The 17,303-nt window shown below is 39.5% G+C and carries 14 protein-coding genes and 1 other RNA gene; 7 read left to right on the top strand and 8 right to left on the bottom strand.

All coding sequences use genetic code 11. From position 1 onward, the window contains the following. Positions 1 to 36 precede the first annotated feature (36 nt). From ssrA to C2869_RS14225, 4 genes are all read left to right on the top strand, one after another. Positions 37 to 402, top strand: a transfer-messenger RNA (tmRNA) gene (ssrA, locus tag C2869_RS14240). A 528-nt stretch (positions 403 to 930) separates the two neighbouring features. Next, positions 931 to 2,037, top strand: a complete 1,107-nt coding sequence (locus tag C2869_RS14235; protein WP_108603573.1) for a nucleoid-associated protein — start codon at positions 931 to 933, stop codon at positions 2,035 to 2,037. Positions 2,038 to 2,052: 15 nt separating this feature from the next. Next, entirely contained in the window at positions 2,053 to 3,441 is a 1,389-nt protein-coding gene (locus C2869_RS14230) for a hypothetical protein (RefSeq protein WP_108603572.1), read from the top strand. A gap of 257 nt (positions 3,442 to 3,698) precedes the next feature. Further along, a complete protein-coding gene (locus C2869_RS14225) occupies positions 3,699 to 4,004 on the top strand; it encodes a DUF4172 domain-containing protein (protein ID WP_159084184.1) in 306 nt (101 codons plus the stop codon). Positions 4,005 to 4,055: 51 nt separating this feature from the next. On the opposite strand, the gene istB is transcribed toward C2869_RS14225, so the two are convergent. Both istB and istA read right to left on the bottom strand, forming a co-directional pair. Beyond that, positions 4,056 to 4,829: an IS21-like element helper ATPase IstB gene (istB, locus tag C2869_RS14220; protein WP_329604269.1), complete on the bottom strand. Its 774-nt coding sequence runs from the start codon at positions 4,827 to 4,829 to the stop codon at positions 4,056 to 4,058. A gap of 17 nt (positions 4,830 to 4,846) precedes the next feature. Next, positions 4,847 to 6,367, bottom strand: coding sequence for an IS21 family transposase (gene istA, locus C2869_RS14215; RefSeq protein WP_108601201.1), 1,521 nt, complete (start codon positions 6,365 to 6,367; stop codon positions 4,847 to 4,849). A 96-nt stretch (positions 6,368 to 6,463) separates the two neighbouring features. Between istA and C2869_RS14210 the strand changes: the two genes are divergently transcribed. Then, a complete protein-coding gene (locus tag C2869_RS14210) occupies positions 6,464 to 7,471 on the top strand; it encodes a Fic family protein (protein WP_199915572.1) in 1,008 nt (335 codons plus the stop codon). Positions 7,472 to 7,970: 499 nt separating this feature from the next. Here C2869_RS14210 and C2869_RS14205 read toward each other — a convergent pair whose 3' ends face one another. Further along, a complete protein-coding gene (locus C2869_RS14205; protein ID WP_108603569.1) occupies positions 7,971 to 8,195 on the bottom strand; it encodes a hypothetical protein in 225 nt (74 codons plus the stop codon). 330 nt (positions 8,196 to 8,525) lie between these two features. Here C2869_RS14205 and C2869_RS14200 point away from each other — a divergent pair, with 330 nt between their 5' ends. Then, positions 8,526 to 8,798 carry a hypothetical protein gene (locus tag C2869_RS14200; protein ID WP_159084183.1) on the top strand — a complete coding sequence of 91 codons (273 nt, stop codon included), beginning with the start codon at positions 8,526 to 8,528 and terminating at the stop codon, positions 8,796 to 8,798. A 390-nt stretch (positions 8,799 to 9,188) separates the two neighbouring features. On the opposite strand, the gene C2869_RS14195 is transcribed toward C2869_RS14200, so the two are convergent. From C2869_RS14195 to C2869_RS14175, 5 genes are all read right to left on the bottom strand, one after another. Further along, positions 9,189 to 10,241, bottom strand: a complete 1,053-nt coding sequence (locus tag C2869_RS14195) for an aldo/keto reductase (protein WP_108603567.1) — start codon at positions 10,239 to 10,241, stop codon at positions 9,189 to 9,191. A 422-nt stretch (positions 10,242 to 10,663) separates the two neighbouring features. Next, the gene (locus C2869_RS14190) at positions 10,664 to 11,794 is read right to left on the bottom strand and encodes a hypothetical protein (RefSeq protein WP_159084182.1); all 1,131 of its coding nucleotides are present in this window, start codon (positions 11,792 to 11,794) and stop codon (positions 10,664 to 10,666) included. Between the two features lie 783 nt (positions 11,795 to 12,577). Next, the gene (locus C2869_RS14185) at positions 12,578 to 13,747 is read right to left on the bottom strand and encodes a phosphoglycerate dehydrogenase (RefSeq protein WP_108603565.1); all 1,170 of its coding nucleotides are present in this window, start codon (positions 13,745 to 13,747) and stop codon (positions 12,578 to 12,580) included. Positions 13,748 to 13,892: 145 nt separating this feature from the next. Further along, positions 13,893 to 15,008, bottom strand: coding sequence for a phosphoserine transaminase (locus C2869_RS14180; protein WP_108603564.1), 1,116 nt, complete (start codon positions 15,006 to 15,008; stop codon positions 13,893 to 13,895). A gap of 233 nt (positions 15,009 to 15,241) precedes the next feature. Continuing rightward, positions 15,242 to 16,084 carry an HDOD domain-containing protein gene (locus C2869_RS14175; RefSeq protein ID WP_108603563.1) on the bottom strand — a complete coding sequence of 281 codons (843 nt, stop codon included), beginning with the start codon at positions 16,082 to 16,084 and terminating at the stop codon, positions 15,242 to 15,244. A 293-nt stretch (positions 16,085 to 16,377) separates the two neighbouring features. Between C2869_RS14175 and ttcA the strand changes: the two genes are divergently transcribed. Then, positions 16,378 to 17,298: a tRNA 2-thiocytidine(32) synthetase TtcA gene (gene ttcA, locus C2869_RS14170; protein ID WP_108603562.1), complete on the top strand. Its 921-nt coding sequence runs from the start codon at positions 16,378 to 16,380 to the stop codon at positions 17,296 to 17,298. The last annotated feature ends 5 nt before the right edge of the window (positions 17,299 to 17,303 follow it).

Here is a 17,303-nt window from a genome sequence, read left to right as displayed (position 1 = left end):
TAATGGTCTAGTTGATTGTTTAATTAACTAAACCTCGGGGCCGATTAGGATTCGACGGGATTCACAAAGTCTTAGGTGCATGTCGTGGGGCGGTTGGCCACGTAAAAAGCCGCAAAAAAATAGTCGCAAACGACGAAACTTACGCTCTAGCAGCTTAATAACCTGCTTGTAGCACTTCTGCCCTAGCTTCCGTCAGTAAGACGGGGAATCACAGAAGTTCAAACCCAAACTGTCTAGTGCGGATGCTCCCGCCTGAGAGCTGAACCACGAAATTTAATTCAGGATAGTCTAAAAGTGGCGTGTTCTTCCGCAGCTCTTAGGTGAATGTAAAGAAGAACTAAGCATGTAGGACCGACGATGGCGGTTTTCCGGACGCGGGTTCAAATCCCGCCGGCTCCACCAATTAGAAAAAGACGCTTTTTAGCGTCTTTTTTTATACCTGAAATTCAAACAACCAAAACAGTAACTTCTCAGTGTGTTCGTAAATTTAGGGAAAAGTGCTACCACAGGTATAAAAATTACCGTCATACCTGAGTATTCAGGTATCCAGCGCCATTATTAAAGTAAACTGAGTTCATATTTACGAAACAAAGTTATTAAATAAACGTATTCGCAGGTTTCTTGTTCCAGACGAAACTTAAGTACCTAAGTGATTTGTTACATCTACCCAACTTCTTTTGAAAAGGTTATCTGCAAAGGCTACGACCACAAACGTATAGCCAGAATCTTACGTGATATGGGCGCTTTAATACTGCGAGATTGTGAACGTAAAGAAAATAGGCTTAAGACTAAGGAAAGATTGCCAGGCACAGGTAAATCGATGCCTAGTATCTATAAGCTATCAGGAATGAAACTCTATACTGAATAAAATTTGATATTTATCTCCCCTTACTTTAACTTAACCATGAAGTTAATAAGGAAATAAATCTAATGTCGCTGCAACAAGTTATTATTCACGAACTTTTTAAAGAAAAAGTAAAAAAAGGCGAAGTTAAAAAGCCAACTACCTATACCTTAGGTTCGCTTCTTGACGTAACTAAAGAACCAGTAGAAGCCCTTATCAATAGCATAATCAAAGTGTATGGTTCCAAAGGTAATATTTCCGCCCAAGGAACTTTTGATCACGGAGAGGCACAACTTTTTCATACATTTGTTACTCGATTCATGAAAGGTGAAATAACGTTTGAAAAGTTCAGCAAATTAACAATGGATAAAATTGTAAAAGAAGTAAAAGGCTTAAATTTTGCTACAGGTGGCTATTTTGTATTTTCTTCATATAAAAGTACGTCACCCAATACTCATGATAACGATATGTTGCTTATAGCAATCGTTAAGAAAAAAAATGGTATTGAGTTAAAAGACCTTGAACCTCATACTATTCAGACAGTTGATTTATCGAAACTACACTCAGCTGCGCGAATCAACCTTACTAACTACGCTGAATGGAAAAAGGATAAGAATGAAGATTTTTCTGAAATTAACTCATACTTATCTTTTATCAAGCCACCAGGCAGTAAAACGGATAAAGTTGGTTACTTCATAGATGCTTTAGGCTGTACAAATATTACTCATGATAAAAAAGCAACTGAAGATGTTTTAGATGCTGTTAGCGACTATTTTGATAATAACGAAAAGATCTCACCGTTTAGGAGCGAAGCAGTAGAAATCGTAGCTTCCAAAATATTGGAAATGAGTAAGACATCAGAGCGAGAATATTCCTTAGACAAAGTTGACGATTTAGTTACTACGTTAATTCCAGAAGAAGTTAAAGATGAACTCGACATTGGATTTACGGAATTCGCTAACAACGATCCCTATAACGTTTCATCTCGCTTTAAGTGCAATAGTACAGCGGCATTAAAATGCCTCAAAATTAAAATTTCGGATAAAGGCGGTGACTGGACACTTAACGCAAAAAGACATTTGATTGGGACTTCTGAATCATCTGATATTCAATTCGACGAAAAAAATAAAAGACTTATAATTACTAAACTTTCCGAAAGCTTGATTAAAGACTTAAAGTCAGATTTAAGCTAACCCTGATTTAAATCTATGTCTGACAAAACGAACAACGAGTTATTTAAACTGGTCGAGTTAATCCGCCTAGTTAATAATTTTGATTCCACTGACAGTAACAAGTATTTAGCAAAAGACGTCTTAATTAATGAAAATATTTGGGCGCTAATTGAAGATGTATTTGGTCTTTTATGTGTAGATCAAAACTCTAGCGAACTAGAAGTTTTCAATGACGATGCTCAAATATACAAAACAGATGGAAAAGCTCGACTAACCAGACTAAAGCCCAAATTCCTAGGGAAAAAAGCCAATTTAAAAATCAATTCTCGGGCAAACTGTAACAATAGAATTTACACCAACGTCAACGAGATGTTAGACGTTTTCAAAAACCTGCCGAAAAAAAACTGGCCCGAGTTTTACTATTTACATGAAGAAAACTATTGCAGTGGTAAAGATGATTTTAGTAAGAAACCAGACAAAATAAGAAAAATAGAAGAGCTACTCGATTTTGTAGAAAAGCTTAAAAAAATAGCTTTTAAGTTTGACGAACGGAACGATACTCCGGTTGTTACTTTTTATTCAAATGACAAAGAAGACAAAGGCGATTCAAAATTAGTCGATATAAAGTTAACGATCGACGCAGAAACCATTACTTTACCCTTAAACAATTATGCCATTTTAGATGCTGCAATAGGCAGTGGCGAATCCGACAGCGCTTTTGAGAATGAAAAATCAATGCTTCTAAAGGCTGCAATATGTGAAGAGTTTAGTAAAAAGAAAAAATCAGAAAATGATTTACACTTTTTAATAAATCATTGGAAAGACATAGATCTAACGTATCACGTTAATCTAGAATTATTCATAACAGGCCTCTCATTTAGCAAACTAAAACAGGAAGTTGAAGAAAGTACCCTCAAATACTTAGATAACGTAAATTCTTCTCTGGTTGATATTAGTTTAAAACTAACGACTGTCCCTGCCTCATTTGGTGTCTGGGTTTATATTTTCCGGAAAGATCATTCAACAATTCAAATGTGGGGCTTTTTTGCAGCATTAGCTATGTTGACCTTAATAATGCATTTTGCACTAGACGGCCACTCAGCAAAATTACAGCACGTTAAAGGCAGCATAACCAAACAATTTGGCTTGTTAAAAGAAAAATTATTAAGAGCTGATGAGAACAAGAACGCTAAAGAAAAAATTAAAGCAGAAATCAAAATATCTGAAGATTTCTTAGATAAACGAGCAAACAAAGTCGGTCTCTATTTATGGGCTTGTAAATCCATTTTATGGATACCTCTGCTCATAGTATTAATAGTTAATTGCTGTAACGCTTTCGCTAAAGAAAACCCAATAAATGACAAATCAATAAATTGCCCTTTTAAGTATACCCAAACGAGTATACCCACAGAGAGTACAGAGTAATAACAAATCTGTACTCTTTAAACCTTGATTTGACTATCCCTTATACCATCGGATTGCGCTTAAAAAATTCAAATTGGTTTAGTGTAAACACTGAGATCGCTGGCTTACTTTTATACTCAATAAACCAACTAGGAAATGACGTTAATTGCCTAAACTATAACTATTGCCCATGAGCCGAATACACCCTATTATTCGGCTCATGATTTGAGCCGAATAGACCAATTTAATCGGCTCATAAATTCGTAATGGTGCTTACTATGTATATTTGGCAATCTGGTTTGTGGCCACAATTTAAGTTTGATGAAAACGCTATAAACGAAAAGCTGGTCAATATTGAGCAAGCTAAACAAAAATTGCTTGATTCGTCTGCTACCCTAACCCAGCCAATTGATAAAGAAGCGCAAATGGATGCGTTGCTGCAAAATGCTATTCGCACATCAGAGATCGAGGGAGAAAAGTTAGATGTAGGATCAGTGAGATCGTCCGTAGCAAAGCAACTGGGGTTGAATACAGTTGGCTTAAAGCCTGGTGTCGATTTGCACCCTAACAGATCCAGTGATTAGCGGCGTAATGGATCCACTTAAAACGGTCATTTTTGCCCTCAGACAAGGTGATTATTTCTCGCTTTTTTCTCCTAGTCCAGTGTGATCATTATTTTCTCGTAATTTGCGGTAACTTTCTCCTTCTAAAACCAGGCGATAGGCGTTGTGTCTAAGTCGATCAAGGGTGGCTGCTCCAAGTAATTTATTGGGGAAAGCTTGTCCCCATTCACTGAAGTCTAAATTACTGGTAATGATCGTTGATTTTTGTTCATATCGTTCGTCTATCAGATCATGAAGATCTTCATCTTGAGGTGACTTCAGCGGCTTTAAACCGAAGTCATCAATGATAAGTAAATCAACTTTTGCTAGTGCTTGAAATCGTTTCTCGTAAGCATTGGTTGCTCTGGCTGCGTGTAAGTTTGAAAGCAATTTAGCTTGCGTGAAGAACAGTGTATCAATGCCTTTTTTCACCGCGCAATGGCCTATCGCTTGGGCTAAATGGCTCTTCCCTGTACCACAAGGCCCTGCGATTAAGACGGCAACATGCTCTTCGATAAACCGGCAGTCGGCCAGTTCATTGATATAAGCTCGATTCAAGTTGGGGTTGGCATTTAGATCGAAGCTTTCCAGTGTTTTGTTCCCCCTAAAGCCTGCTCTGCGCAGCCGAGTCGCGTATTTCTTCTGATCGCGCCGTGCCACTTCATCTTGGATCAATAAAGCAAGGAAATCTGGGTAACTAAGCTGGTGCTCAATGGCTTCTCGATTGCGCATGGCCAACGAGTCCGTCATACCTGATAAACGTAGTTGTTTTAGTAAGGGGGTGAGTTCCGGAATTGGGTTTATCATTGTTTTTTCCTTGTTATTTAATGAGGGAGAAGTTTGTTGGGATCGCGGTGGAAACGGCCACCACCTGTGTATACGTCACTTAAGGTATCGAATGCGTTAGTTTCATTGGGTTGTTGGTCTAACCCTTTTTCAAGGATCTGTTTAACCGCGCTATAGCGCACGTTATCGAAGGTTAAAGCCCGTAAACACGCCGCTTCAACCCGTTTATCTCCATAACGTTTGGTTAACCCCACGACACCTTGGGCTGCCCGCAAGTTATCTAATACTCGACTGGCAAACAGCCTTTGAATAAAGAGGTAGCAAGACTCACCAATACGTTTTGATTGAGTTAAACAATATTGAGGATCGCGCATATTGTAAGCTTGTGCCTCAGGTGGTTGATGTTCTGGTACGGTTGAACGGCCGCCTTGATGAAATAAGCGAGGGTGTGTCGCTTTGAGTTCATGCTCTTGATAGATCCGTATCATATTATCCGTCGCTTTGAGCCATACGGTTTCACGAACTAGCGTGTAGGGAACTGAGTAACGACAATGTTCAAATTGCACGTGGCCATCACCGTGAACTTTAGCTTTAGCCCAGACCGCTTGCTCAGGAGGGATCTCGGGGAGTGGTTTTAATAGTGCTTGCTCGATCTCACTAAAACGTTCAAGAGGCTGACATTTAGTGGTGCCGTGTTTGCGATTACCGGCGACTGACAATAACCAATCCTTAAGCTGAGCGTTCGCATCACTTAAGCCTCGGAAGTCTTTCAAGGGCACAAAGCTATTCTTAATGTACTTCACATTAGATTCTACGCGGCCTTTTTTCTGAGGATCGCGTACAGGACAAGGTGCGATTAAAAAGCCATATCCTTCAGCACATTCACCGTATGCGCGTTGCACTTGTGGATCATGGTAGCAAGCCTTAGTGATGGCACATTTGGGATTATCGATAATGACGCGCTTGGGAACACCTTTAAACCATTCAAACGCCCGTCGATGACAGGCCAGCCAAGTTGCTGTGCTTTGGTCGCGGATAAACTCTGCGTAAATATGTCGGCTCCATGAGAGCGTCATTACAAAGATCCAGCTTTTACGCAACTCTCCGGTACGAGTATCAACGATTAGCGGGCCAGCACCGAAATCCACTTGCGCCGTATCACCAGGCAAAAAATCGATAACGGTTGTCGCTTTTGGTGCTTTCTGTGACAAGGCTTTAAGGTAACGACTGACTGACCAGTAACTTCCCTTGAAGCCATATTTATCCACTAAAGCTTGATGGATTGTTGTGCCTTGGATCCCTTGCTCATACCACCGAGTAACTTGTTCAGCATAAGGCTCTACATAAGACGTGGTGGTTGGGGTTGGTGCTTTCTCGCCCAACAGTTCAGCCAGTTGGTTGTTATCAGGCAAGTCATTGTCAAGGTTAAGCCAGCCTTGTTCCTGCGCTAATTTCTTGATGGCCTTAACTTTATTGCGTCCAGCTAAGCCGCTATCGGCAATAGCTCGATTGGAATCTCCCATTCGCATGCGAACGAGGATCTGTCTGTATTGGTACATTTCAAACCTCCGGTTTGCCATGCCTATCTCCTGACTGAAAAAACAATCAAAGATACGCTAGATTAACGAAAGTCTGAGGGGGAAATTAGGTCAAAAGTGGATCCAATAAGCCGCAAATGTGGTGGATCTATTACGGTGCTAATTGGGTGGATCTATTATGCCGCAAATGAAATGGATCCATATGGGTGCAAATTAACACCTGGCACCAAGCAAACTGATTGCTTGGTTTCTATGCTGGTTCTAGCAACTGAAAGTTTGGACACACCTTTAACAGTTGAAACACTATGCGAATGGCAAACTCTACTATTTCCAGAGCTACCGCAACTTAGTGAGCTTACGATAGGCGATCTTAGAAATGATGGAATACACGGTGACGAACCTATGCAGGTTATTTCTTACCGTGGCAGACAACAAACCGTTCATTTTGAAGCTCCACCCAAATCTATTCTAAACCAAGAACTAGCAAAGTTTGTTGATTGGTTTAACTCAAGCAGTAATGAAATACACCCCTTGCTTAAAGCGGGTATCGCTCACTTATGGTTTTTAACTATACACCCGTTTGATGACGGTAATGGTCGTGTCGCCCGAGCATTAACCGATAGAGCATTAGCCCAAGCGGATAATACATCAGTTCGCTTTTATTCATTGAGCGCGACAATAGAAAGCCACCGCAATGACTACTATGATCACTTTAAATTGACTCAAAATATAAAGTCAGAGTCACAAATCGACTCTGGCAATGATTTAGACATTACAACTTGGCTTACTTGGTTCTTAGATGTGTTAGCCGAAACAATAGAACTTGGCCGCTTTAGAATTGATCGCGTATTAAACAAATCTAAGTTCTGGTACAAGCATAGCCAAACAACATTAAGTGAAAGACAAACCAAAGTATTAAACCGTTTACTTGATAACCTTTTTCTCGATTGTCTGGGCGAAGAATTTAACGATGGAATTAACGCCTCAAAATACCAATCTCTTGCTAAAGTGAGTAAAGCGACTGCGACAAGGGATTTATCAGAACTGGTAGAAAAAGGTTGCTTAATAAAACTCGAAAAAGGTGGAAGAAGTACCCGATATCAGGTCAATTTAGACGAAATTTAGCCTTAGTTTTTAAAACCATTACGGGCAGGGTTTAATTCCTTTTCGACAGAATTTTTGTAGTAGTACGCTAAGAGGCGTCTAGAAACCAAGCTTGTAGCAGCCTTGCCGCTATTGTCGAAATAAATTTCGACCTACATGAATGTAGTAAATACCGTTAAGCGTCGGGAACAGAGCACGGCGACCTACATTAATTTAGTTTTTCTTACTACCTCAGTGCTTTCAACTGTTCATTTATTTCTGGAAACAGTACTAATACCTTAACTCTAAAGATTTTAACGGTTGAATTTATCACCATGCGCTAAATTTTAGGGTTGATTTTACATCGACAAACCATGTGTTAGCCGAAATAAATTCGGCCCTACGTTGCTTTAATTATCATGAGTCTTCCTTAAGTACGATAAAGTGCTCAACCAGCCGTATGATTAATTCTTTTTGTTCTGGTTTACTCTCGGCAACTAATAAAGCCAAAGCAACTAGCGTGTTATCGTTAATTAGCAGTTCATCGTTTACCTTCTTGGCGAACTATCCGGAATTTCCGGAAAGTTGAATCTTCATCTAACTCAGCGGTTTTATATATGTTTTTAATGTGTTCATTAATCGTTCGCACATCTTTATCGAATAATTCCGCAAGTTGAACTTGTGTTAGCCAAATACTCTCTGCTTCAACTTTTATCGGCAGCGCAATGCTGCCGTCGTCATTTTGATAGATGATTAATTCACTCATATATCTTCCCAATAATTTTCCATGCCCAGTCTTAATATGACTACACCCAATATTTTCACTAATTAAGCTGCGTGAAATTTGCTTCGCATCCGAGCGCAAACTACCCTGCTGAATTATAGGTTAGATTAGATCTTCCTCAATGGAAAACACCTTGAAAGTCCGTTTACTTGTTACTGCTAAGTGTTGATCACTGAAAATACAGAATGGTAATCATTACAATGGATTGCAATAGCGCCTTTAAAAAGTAGCTTACCCTACAGCCATCCAATGACATGTTTGGTCGTTAGTTCATTTACCTGCTACAGTTAAAAACAATAGCGGGAATAATAAATGATGAACATAGAACATAGCTACGGGGATCCTATGACGAAAAATGATGAAATCATTTCACAATCAGAGATTGATGATTTATTGCATATCAATGAGTTTATTGAACAAACGAAAGATAACTCCTTAGTGAGTGAACTAAAGGCAGCTATTTTAGATTCAGGAAAATTATCACTAGAACGTTGGATTTCATTACGTGATCACATTCGTGAAATTGAAGAGCTTATTCCGCATATTGAATTAATAATTAAGTTGAAAGCCGAAGAAAAGTCTTAAAATAACCCATTTGATAATGACGAACGTTGTTATCAAACAATTGCCAGCTACCCCTTGCTAACAGAGTGCGTCACTTTTTGGACGCACCTTAGTTATATCTTGCTACACTCAATTACCCACCTCACCCGCAGTGACTGCTATGTCTGCTTTTCAAAGACGATTAGATTTACTGAGTTACATACCTAGAAACCCAAGCAAAATTGCTATTCGAAGGTTGCAGGCTATGCAAACATAAATGTTCGCCTACAACGGGTTGGTTTTGCAGGCTCTGCAAACATGAATTTTCGCCTACAAGGGTTGGTTTTGCAGGCTCTGCAAACATGAATGTTCGCCAACAAGGGTTGATTTTGCAGGCTCTGCAAACATAAATGTTCGCAAAAAAACAACGACTTAGAATGGTGACGGGTAGCGTTTCATTATGCCTATAATTTCGTTAATCGCCTCTTGGCTTAATTCGATAGAAAACGCAGCAATGTCTTCTTTCAACTGTTCCATATTAGTCGCACCAATGATGGTTGAAGTGACACCATCCACTTGTTTACACCAAGCTAACGCTAAATGCGCTGGTGGTATTGCCAAATCTTTCGCCAACTGACAATAGGCTTTGGTCGCCTCATTAACACTGGGGGTGTCTCTAAATTCACCATTACGTTGCGGATAAGTTAAGCGGCTACCTTTTGGCCTTGCACCATCAATATATTTACCAGTTAAAATGCCACGCGCCAAAGGCGACCAAGGTAAATAAGCGATATTGTCATGTACGCATTGCTCGATAAGATAGGGCCAATCTTTGGTTTGCAATAGGTTAAATTCATTTTGAATGGACACAACAGGCGCTAAATCGTGAGTTTTAGCTAACTCTAAATACGTTTTTATACCCCAAGTGGTATCGTCTGATAAACCAAAATGGCCGATTTTTCCCGCTTTAACGCAAGTATCTATTGCCGTTAAAATATCCAACATCTGCGCTTTGTGCGCTGCTGCGTTGACGTGACTAAAGCGGATGTCACCTACCCAATGTTTGCCAAAATGCGGATGTGCCCTATTCGGCCAATGAAGTTGATATAAATCGATATGATCGGTTTGTAAGCGTTTTAAAGAATCATCAACAGCTAATATCACAGATTGGCCAGTGATCTCACTGCCTTCACGGATCCAAGGTAAACCGCTGCCAACAATTTTGCTCGCTAGCACAAAGTCTTTGCGTCGTGTTGGGTTACGTCGTAGCCAATCACCAATTATGGTTTCTGTTGTGCCAAAAGTTTCTGGTGTCGGTGGTATCGCATACATTTCAGCGGTATCAATAAAGTTAATACCTTGCTCTAACGCATAATTAATTTGTTGATCAGCATCTTGTTGGTTATTTTGAAATCCCCAAGTCATACTGCCTAAACAAATATTTGAAACCGATAATCCACTTGTTCCTAGCGGCACATACTTCATTTACATTTTTCCTTAGCCATTGGTTAAACACAATTCTAAATGTTACAACGAAAACATTCACGGGTTTTAAACGCAAACTTTTGGCTCCTTGCCAATAATAAGGTTTTATTGCACCGGTATAGCTACAGCAATATTTTTGACTAACGGAATTGAAATAAGAAAATGGCTGGTATTTAGAATTATCGAGCAAGTTTTGCGCATGTTACTTTTGAGGGGCGTAATGCGAACTCATCAGCATTTATATGTGTTATCAAAAGCTGGTCGCTTGGGCACCATAGCTAAATATTATGATCCCTTTTCCAATTAATAACCGCCAAAAGTGTAAAACTAATGGCGGCTATATTTATTGCTTACTGTTTTATCTATAAATGTCGCAGTGCGTTTTTATAGAACAGTTTAAAAGCCTTAAATTCTTTTATGCGCTAGTTCATAACGTCAGTAAAAGAAACCCCAGTGTGTGTTACGGTTTGACCGTATTTAGCTGAGTTGCGCGTATGTTCAACAACTAACTGCATTTTACGAGGATGGGTAATATCTGGATCGTTATAAGACAACTTCAGCTCATATAGGCCAGCACCTAAATTGCGTAGGCTAACGGTTCTTCTATCTGCATTTTCGATAAAACTAACCGGTACAGTTTCATCGCTTAATTTCGCTGATACAAAACGAACATCAATTGGTTGACCATCTAGTTTGGCATGCACAATAAAGTAGTAATCTTGGAATTTTCCTTTAATATCTCGACCAACATACTCTGTGCTGACTTGAATTTCTTTTTTAGGCGTATGATCAGCCTGTTGTAACCCTACAACTTCATAAAGATACTTTCTATGTAATTTACCTTTACATTCTGCAACTGTTTGACGATACCATTTAATAGCCTGCCAATACACTTTTACCGCTTGAGCTCCGGCTACAGCTGTAGCTTTTATTGGATTTGGCACACCGCCACCATTACCAGCTGCGACAGTAACTATACTTGGGCTAATAATATTTGCGATCCCGTCGGCTGCAAAACTAGCAAGCCCCGCACTGACTTCCTGTGCTAAAGTAAAAACAGCAAAAGGGACACCGTCAATAAAATTTAAAAAATCAACACAGTGAATCGATTCATCATATTTCTCATAGATTTCTGCGCTATCAAAATTAGGAACCGAACTAGTCATTAAAGTGGCCGCACGAAATGATTTTGGTGCATTAATATCGCTATTATAGTTTTCTATTTTATTTTGAATTTCGGCTACCTTTAAAAGGTAATCAGGTAAAGACCAAAGTTCAGAATTGGCTTGCATTTGCTTATAAGTTTCTTGCAGTTCAAGCTCTGACATTGTCTCTATTTGTAATTGAGCTTCTTCTAACTGAGCTAAAATCATCTCACTGTTTTTCATCTGAGCTGCCGCATCAACAATATCAGCGAAGTAGTTAACCAACTGCTCTCTAATCTCTGATACTTGGCTTGCTGAGTAAGATGTTGCAGCAGTTACCGACAATGGTGACATTCCTAGACATGCCAATCCAAAGGCTAAAACACACCCTTTCAATTTATTTATCATTGTATTTTCCTAATTATTATTTCAAAAAAATCAGACTGGTATTTGAAAATAGAGTTTTAAGTTAAGAATAGCTCTCAAACCTTCACCCTTCAGGCGGCGTTAAAATGAAAATCATTATCCAATGATTAGATTATTGATATTTATACTAATCGCAGGCGCCAAATAACTTGCAGGTAAATATGCCTTAAATATAAAAGCATCTATTTATCCTACCATTTTGATAATACAAGATTGAAAATACACAAACAATATAAACAAGGGGACTTAAAGTAAAATTAAAGCACTTTACATCGTAAAACAGAAAAAATAAGCAAAACTTACCCTTAGTTATTGATGTTTTGAAGAACTCAAAACAATGTACAGTCTATGCGTTTAATATACAGACAGGTCATTTCCAGAACATTTCAACTTAAATTGAAACAGCGCTAGCTAGCTTTATTTAGCAATTCAGGAACAGGCTTTAAAAATATTGTGTAAATATAGAAGTGAATAATGACAATTAATATATTGATAAGTGAAAAGCGAGAAGAATTGTAATTCGCTTTACTACGTGAGTGCTACCCTTGTCATTTTATTTTATTGGCTAATTACAATCAAAAATGGCGCTAAAAAGCGCCATTATAATTAAGAAGAAATGATTAAAATCAGGCGATTAATTATATAGTCAAAGCGATCAGGTTTTAGGGGAAGCCGTCAAGCTTCGAGACCCCATGAGCATATGCTCTATTATGTGATTGGGGCGAGTAAGCGCTGACAATGAACCATAAGACCTGAGCGAGAAGACTATACATGCCTAACATGAAACACATGCTCAACATCCGATATAGCATTAAGTAGTTCGTCTGTTGGCTCTTGCTCAATATCTAATATCGTATAGGCAATATCGTCACGGCTTTTATTAACCATATCCAGTACGTTAATGTTTAAATCCGCTAACTGATTTAATACCGTTCCTAGTACTTTAGGCACATTATCATTGGCAAAAGTAATTCGGTAACCTGTCGTGCGCTCCATGGCTATCGCCGGAAAATTAACTGAGTTAACTATATTGCCGTTTTCAAGAAAATCCATCAGTTGGTCTGCGGCCATCACTGCACAATTTTCTTCGGCTTCGCGGGTACTGGCACCCAAATGTGGGAATAAAATCACTTTATCGTGTTTAATTAAAGCCTCACTCGGAAAATCAGCGACATACATTCCAAGCTTGCCTGAATCTAATGCATCAATAGCGGCTTGCTCATCAACCAGTTCACCGCGCGCTAAGTTAATTAACTTAGCGCCCTCTTTAATGGTATTAAAGGCTTCTTCATTCATAAAGCCTTTGGTCGCAGGAACCACAGGCACATGTAAAGTCACGTAATCGGAACGTGCTAATAATGAATTAAGGTTTTCAGCTCGGCTGACTTTACTCGATAAACGCCATGCGGCTTCTACGCTCAATTTAGGATCATAGCCAATTACTTTCATGCCTAAACTTAAAGCTAAGTTGGCAACTTTAGCGCCGATAGCACCTAAGCCAACGACGCCAAGGGTTTTGCCTTCAAGCTCACAGCCGCCATAGGCTTTTTTGCCTGCTTCAACTTTTTTATGTAACGCAGCACTGTCGGTTTCATTCGCTAATGAATCAACATAATTCATGCTTTGCGTAATACCACGCGAGCTCAGTAACAAACTAGCTAATACTAACTCTTTTACCGCATTGGCATTGGCGCCTGGTGTGTTAAATACCACAATACCTTGATGAGTATAATCACTTACAGGAATGTTGTTAACGCCAGCTCCAGCACGCGCGACAGCCAAAACGGAATCGGGTAATGCTTCTGAATGTAATTTATGACTACGAAGTAATATTGCGTCTGGCGTATTAGCGTCGGCACTGACTGTGTATTTATCTTGTGGGAATCGGCTTAAGCCTTTATCTGAAATATTGTTATAAGTACGAATTGATTTCATATTTAGCGCTCTGTGATTATTTATCGTTATTAAAAGATACTGAGTTTAATGGCCGTGTCGGCTCTTTTTATTAACTCTGGGTTATATTTTATGGGTTTGATGTTATAAAAAAGGCCGACTCAAGCCGACCTTTTAGTTGTTTATTTTAGGCTGTTACTTGCTCATAAGCCCAAGTAATCCAAGGTAATAACGCTTCAACATCCGATTTTTCAACGGTGGCACCACACCAAACGCGCAAGCCGGCTGGCGCATCTCGATAAGCACCAATGTCGTAAGCAACGCCTTCGCTATCAAGTAATTTAACCATTTGTTTCACTTGATCAGCATCCGCTTTTAATTGAAAACAAACACTGGTATTGGAATTAATTTCTGGACGAGCTGCCAAGAAATCAATCCAATCATTCTGTTCAACAAACTGAGTGAACACACTTAAGTTTTCTTCACTTTTAGCAATGGCTGCGTCTAACCCACCAATTGATTCGACCCAATTAAGTGCATCTAAGTAGTCTTCTACACATAGCATAGATGGTGTATTGATAGTGGCACCTTTAAAAATACCGTCAATCAACTTACCGCCTTTGGTTAAACGGAAAATTTTAGGCATTGGCCATGCTGGTGTATAAGACTCTAGGCGTTCAACTGCACGAGGGCTCAGGATCAATACACCATGCGCACCTTCTCCACCTAACACTTTTTGCCAACTAAAAGTGGCCACGTCAATTTTATCCCAAGGCATTTGCATAGCAAAAACCGCACTGGTGGCATCACAAATAGTGAGACCTTGACGATCGTCAGCAATCCAATCTGCGTTATCAACTTTAACGCCTGACGTTGTACCGTTCCAAGTGAAAATAATATCGTTGTCTGACTTAGCTTGACTAAAATCAGGTAGCTCACCATATTCGCCGGTATACACATTGGTGTTATCTAGTTTTAGTTGCTTAACAACATCTGTTGCCCAACCAGAACCAAATGATTCCCACGCAAAAATATCAACCCCGCGCGGACCTATCAGCGACCACATTGCCATTTCCATAGCGCCAGTATCAGAACCCGGCACAATACCTACTTTATAACCTTCAGGTAGTTTTAACAGACGAGCCGTTTCGTCAATAGCTAACTTAAGCTTGTCTTTACCTATAGCACTGCGGTGCGAACGACCTAAACTTTCAGTGCTTAACGCAGCTAAATCGTATCCTGGACGTTTTGTACAAGGACCAGATGAAAAATTAGGGTTAGCCGGTTTGATACTCGGTTTCATTTATTTTCCTTTGGAATGTTAAACAGCCGTTTTGCTGTCAAGAAAACGTTACATATTATTAACGAGGATATTGCCTGAAAACTGATATGGGCTCAATTGTGAATTTTTAAAGATAGATATGAAAATAAACTCAATTTGATATGTATTAATCTTTGCTCGCGTTTATTTAATATAAAAAAGGCACAAAAAAGGCGCTGTAAGCGCCTTTTTCAAAGTTATTAAAATATGTGGTTTTACATAAACACAGACTTGGCTTGGTTATAGGCCTCTAAAAACTCTTCACTTTCAAGGTAATCTTCGTCAGGTAATACGCCTTTTTCGATATACTTGTCGTAGAAGTCTTCTTTGTCTTCATCAATTGGTAGCACATCACAATAAACGGCGGCAACTCGTACAAAGTCCAAGTAAGCCACGTTTTCAGGATCGACACGAAAATCGTTCCAACGCTCAGCTATCATGACAAAGTCATCACTAAATTCCCATGCCCGCATAATATTGCCACCAATACGACCTGCAAGACGGGCGATGGCTCCTTCTAAAAAGTCCGGTTTAGCAAATACTTCTTCGTGGCGTTCAGCCTCGGTTAAAATCGGTAAAACCCCAATGTTATGAACTAAAGTTGCTAGCGTTATTGTATCGATATTCAACGACGTGTGCTTATTGGTTTTTAAGTAGTTCGACATGGTTGCCATGGCAACCGCGGCCACTTCAATCGACAATTTCCACACTTTATCTAGCATGGCTTTTACTAAGTCATTTTTCGAAACAAACAATTGTTCCATGGCCAACGCTGTCGCAATATTTTTAATTTGGCGCAAGCCAATGCGAGTAACAGCTTGATTAAGGGTTTCAACTTTAATTGAGCGGCCAATATAAGCACTATTAGCAATTTTCAGCATACGCGCCGACAATGCTGGGTCTTGGGCAATAACATCTGCCATTTTAGCTAGATTAACATCTGGATCATCTGCCGCTTCACGAACTCGTACAGCAATTTCAGGAAGGGTGGGTAGCACCAAAGAATCGTTTTTGATTTTTTCGGCTAGTATAGTCAGTAAGGCGTTTTCTGTAGACATAAATTTCCGTTCACCGTAATTAGTTAGTTATTGCCAACAAGGATTTTTGGTTTCCATACTTTCCACTTTAGTCGGTGTTGCTGATTTGGCAACTAAAAACCCTAACAAAATGATTTAAAAGCTTATTTTTTAGTCAAATGGCTAAAAAGATAGTATTTCTGCGATACAAACCGCTAGTCTCCTTTTCCAAAATGACGGTATCAAGTCGGTTTAATGACATTACCTAATATGAGTAACTAGGCACAGGATTCGTGTTTAGGTATAATCCGCGCCTCAATTTTGTGGGGTAAAACATGCAAGACAATTCAGGCAAACAGCAATACAACCTAAATAAGCTAGAAAAACGTTTAAGACGTGAAACCGGAAAGGCAATTGCCGACTTTAATATGATTGAAGATGGCGACAAAATTATGGTTTGCTTATCAGGTGGTAAAGATAGTTACACCTTGCTTGATATACTGACTTTCCTGCAAAAACGTGCGCCTATCAACTTTGAGATAATCGCGGTAAACCTTGATCAAAAGCAACCTGGGTTTCCGGAACATGTTTTGCCTGAGTATCTCACCTCTATTGGTGTTAATTACCAAATTGTTAATGAAGATACCTACAGCATAGTTAAAGAGAAGATCCCAGAGGGTAAAACTACTTGCTCGCTCTGCTCTCGCCTGCGCCGTGGTATTTTATACCGCACTGCCAAAGAGTTAGGTGCAACCAAAATAGCATTAGGCCATCATAGAGACGACATAATTGAAACCTTGTTTTTAAACATGTTTTATGGCGGCAAAATGAAAAGCATGCCGCCTAAATTAGTCACGGACAATGGCGAGCACATTGTAATAAGACCTCTGGCTTATTGCCGTGAAAAAGATATAGCCAAATACGCAGTCGCGCGTGAATACCCTATTATTCCTTGCAACCTGTGTGGCTCGCAAGAAAACTTGCAACGTCAAGCCATCAAGCAAATGTTACAAGGTTGGGATAAACAATTCCCTGGGCGTATCGAAACCATGTACAAGGCCATGCAAGACATAGTGCCATCACACATGGCAGACACAAATCTTTATGACTTTAAAAACTTACGTTCTCAAAGCATGCCGTTTGCCGATGGCGATACTGCGTTTGATAAGCCTGACGTGCCGAATACGCCAAAATATATTGACGAAGACGACCAGCAAGAAAAACAAGCCAGCATGGTACACATTGTCAATTTATAAACATT

Source organism: Saccharobesus litoralis (assembly GCF_003063625.1).
Classification (GTDB): domain Bacteria; phylum Pseudomonadota; class Gammaproteobacteria; order Enterobacterales; family Alteromonadaceae; genus Saccharobesus; species Saccharobesus litoralis.
This window is presented reverse-complemented; position numbering and strand designations above follow the sequence as displayed.

What these genes read in the sequence shown, in the direction of transcription:
- C2869_RS14190 (WP_159084182.1), bottom strand. Translation starts at nt 11,794, where the DNA reads ATGATAAATAAATTGAAAGGGTGTGTTTTAGCCTTTGGATTGGCATGT.
- C2869_RS14235 (WP_108603573.1), top strand. Translation starts at nt 931, where the DNA reads ATGTCGCTGCAACAAGTTATTATTCACGAACTTTTTAAAGAAAAAGTA.
- C2869_RS14230 (WP_108603572.1), top strand. Translation starts at nt 2,053, where the DNA reads ATGTCTGACAAAACGAACAACGAGTTATTTAAACTGGTCGAGTTAATC.
- C2869_RS14175 (WP_108603563.1), bottom strand. Translation starts at nt 16,084, where the DNA reads ATGTCTACAGAAAACGCCTTACTGACTATACTAGCCGAAAAAATCAAA.
- C2869_RS14200 (WP_159084183.1), top strand. Translation starts at nt 8,526, where the DNA reads ATGATGAACATAGAACATAGCTACGGGGATCCTATGACGAAAAATGAT.
- C2869_RS14195 (WP_108603567.1), bottom strand. Translation starts at nt 10,241, where the DNA reads ATGAAGTATGTGCCGCTAGGAACAAGTGGATTATCGGTTTCAAATATT.
- C2869_RS14180 (WP_108603564.1), bottom strand. Translation starts at nt 15,008, where the DNA reads ATGAAACCGAGTATCAAACCGGCTAACCCTAATTTTTCATCTGGTCCT.
- C2869_RS14185 (WP_108603565.1), bottom strand. Translation starts at nt 13,747, where the DNA reads ATGAAATCAATTCGTACTTATAACAATATTTCAGATAAAGGCTTAAGC.
- istA (WP_108601201.1), bottom strand. Translation starts at nt 6,367, where the DNA reads ATGTACCAATACAGACAGATCCTCGTTCGCATGCGAATGGGAGATTCC.
- C2869_RS14205 (WP_108603569.1), bottom strand. Translation starts at nt 8,195, where the DNA reads ATGAGTGAATTAATCATCTATCAAAATGACGACGGCAGCATTGCGCTG.
- C2869_RS14225 (WP_159084184.1), top strand. Translation starts at nt 3,699, where the DNA reads ATGTATATTTGGCAATCTGGTTTGTGGCCACAATTTAAGTTTGATGAA.
- istB (WP_329604269.1), bottom strand. Translation starts at nt 4,829, where the DNA reads ATGATAAACCCAATTCCGGAACTCACCCCCTTACTAAAACAACTACGT.
- ttcA (WP_108603562.1), top strand. Translation starts at nt 16,378, where the DNA reads ATGCAAGACAATTCAGGCAAACAGCAATACAACCTAAATAAGCTAGAA.